The sequence below is a fragment of the Shewanella sp. NIFS-20-20 genome (assembly GCF_019209865.1).
Taxonomy (GTDB): domain Bacteria; phylum Pseudomonadota; class Gammaproteobacteria; order Enterobacterales; family Shewanellaceae; genus Shewanella.
Genome location: NZ_JAHUTT010000110.1, coordinates 1 through 2,433 on the forward strand (window position 1 = coordinate 1; position 2,433 = coordinate 2,433).

Here is a 2,433-nt window from a genome sequence, read left to right on the forward strand (position 1 = left end):
GTAAATTTTCAGCGTTGCTGGCTCCCCGTCAGCCGGATTGGGTTGCATCGCAGGGGTGTCGAAAGAGTCAACTGCGGTCCAAAGCTGTTGGACTTGGGTGAAAAGGGCGTTTATTCTTCCTATACGTTCATTAGGTCATCTAGCCTTTCTTCCGCAGGTTTTGTTCTTGGTTTTTTAGGGGGTAATGTCATAGGGTTTGTCTCTTAATATCTTGTGCTAAAAGCAAATCTGATAGGGGTATCATAGCACTTAATATTGATATGCTAAAACTTAGCTCGCTGGTAGCTTCGCTATTTTAACTATCTTTTTGGTGCTTCTATAAAAAGATAAAATAAATACAATCAATAAAACATACATTATCGCACCAATCATCCATATCCAGCCATCCCAACTTGCCAGTGTTTGACCAAAAATAAAGCTAAATAATAATGGGCCGATCACCCCCGTCGTATTGGTTAAGCTGACTAGAACGCCTTGTAGCTTACCTTGGTTAGTTTGATTGACTTGAGCTGACATTAACCCCTGTAAGGCTGGTAGCGCAATACTGCCGCCGGCGAGTAAGATTAATGTAGGGTAAATCATCCAACCCTTTGTCAATAATGACAAAATAATGAATGCTGCTCCATCAACAACAAAGCCCACAATAATCGTCACTTTTTCATTGAATTTCTTGGCGATTGCGCCCGCTACAAATGCTTGGAACAAGGCATGCATGATGCCTAACCCCGCTAAAGATAGGCCGATCTCCATACTGCCCCATTGAAAACGATGTTCCGTAAATAACACCCATGTCGTTGCTGGAATTTGCCCTATCATTTGAGTCATAAAAAAGATAAATAACAATAGTATGACTGGCTTGATCACTTGCAGGAAAGGTCGCGAATTTTCTGCTGTTTCTGTGGTGTTTTTTTCAGTATTTTTGATTTTATTATCTTTAAATATCAACATAATAACTAAAAAAGAGAGCGCATTTAAAATGGCAGCAATAATAAAAGGAAGATGAGCTGAGAATTGCCCTGTAAAGCCGCCAATTGCAGGGCCAGAGATTAACCCGACACCAAAAGCCGCCCCTAAGCGTCCAAACCACTTAGTACGCTCTTGTGAAGCAGTATTGTCAGCAATAACAGAAGCGGCGACCGCACCTGTTGCGCCAGTAACTCCAGAAATTAATCGCCCAACGTATAGCATCCAAAGTGAGCTAGATAATGCAAGCAAAGTGTAATCCACAGCAGCGCCTGCAAGAGATAGTAGTAATATTGGTCGGCGCCCGAATTTATCAGACCATTTGCCAAGTAGAGGAGCAAAAAAAACCTGCATGATGGCATACAGTGCCAGCAGGATACCGTAATGATTTGCTAAATTTTCAGCCGACACGTATTCACGTAACAATGTAGGCAATACAGGCATGATCAAGCCGATCCCCATAGCATCTAGGGCGGTGATCGTTAAAGCGGTGATCGCAAATTTATTCATCGTTTTTTCTCTATCATTGATAGAGTTGGAATATATCCCTATCAGTGATAGAGTGTCAATAGAAAAAAAGAGAGGGCAGTATGGCGCGATTAGATAAAGAAACCATCATCACAGTGGCATTAGAGTTGCTAAATGAAGTGGGAATGGAAGGGCTGACAACGCGAAAACTAGCTCAAAAACTGGGCGTAGAGCAGCCTACACTATATTGGCATGTGAAGAACAAGCGCACATTGTTGGATGCATTATCTGTTGAAATGCTAAAGCGTAATCATCGTCATTCATTACCCGCAGTTGGGGAAACGTGGCAACAATTTTTACGTAATAATGCATTGAGCTTTCGTGATGCATTATTAAGTTACCGTGATGGCGCAAAAGTGCATTTAGGGACTCGCCCGAGTTCAGACCAATATGACACCGTAGAAATGCAGTTGCAGTTTATGGTGGACAATGGTTTTTCATTAAAATGTGGGTTATATGCAATAAGCGCGGTTGGTCATTTTACGTTAGGTTCTGTGTTAGAGCAGCAAGAACATATCGCAGCACTTAATGATAGGCAACAAATAGCAGATGATACGATGCCTCGACTATTAAAAGATGCTTTGCAAATTATGGATCAAGATGATGGCACAGAGGCTTTTTTATTTGGTTTAGAAGCATTGATTAATGGTTTCGAAAAGCAGTGATAAGGTGTCTGTGTTTTTAGGCTCGCACAATAGGGGGGATTTGTGCGAGTGGTGGATTTATTTAGAACATTGTTTTTCAATTTGGCGTTTTTGTTCTACCAATTTTTTAGCTGTTGCCATCGCGAGTTGTTCATCGGCTTGCATTTTTGCTAAACACAGTATTGCAAGGACGCGGAACATGCCTCATGTGGCGGCCAGGACGGCCAGCCGGGATCGGGATACTGGTCGTTACCAGAGCCACCGACCCGAGCAAACCCTTCTCTATCAGATCGTTGAC

General features: G+C 42.3%; 2 protein-coding genes. One reads left to right on the forward strand and one right to left on the reverse strand.

Features of this window, described 5'->3' with window-relative positions; all coding sequences use genetic code 11:
• Positions 1-270 precede the first annotated feature (270 nt).
• Positions 271-1,473 (reverse strand): tetracycline efflux MFS transporter Tet(59), encoded by a 1,203-nt coding sequence (gene tet(59) / locus KU855_RS18585; protein ID WP_001031679.1) that lies wholly within the window; start codon positions 1,471-1,473, stop codon positions 271-273.
• A gap of 80 nt (positions 1,474-1,553) precedes the next feature.
• Here tet(59) and tetR point away from each other — a divergent pair, with 80 nt between their 5' ends.
• Entirely contained in the window at positions 1,554-2,156 is a 603-nt protein-coding gene (gene tetR, locus KU855_RS18590; RefSeq protein WP_000113092.1) for a tetracycline resistance transcriptional repressor TetR, read from the forward strand.
• Positions 2,157-2,433 lie beyond the last annotated feature (277 nt).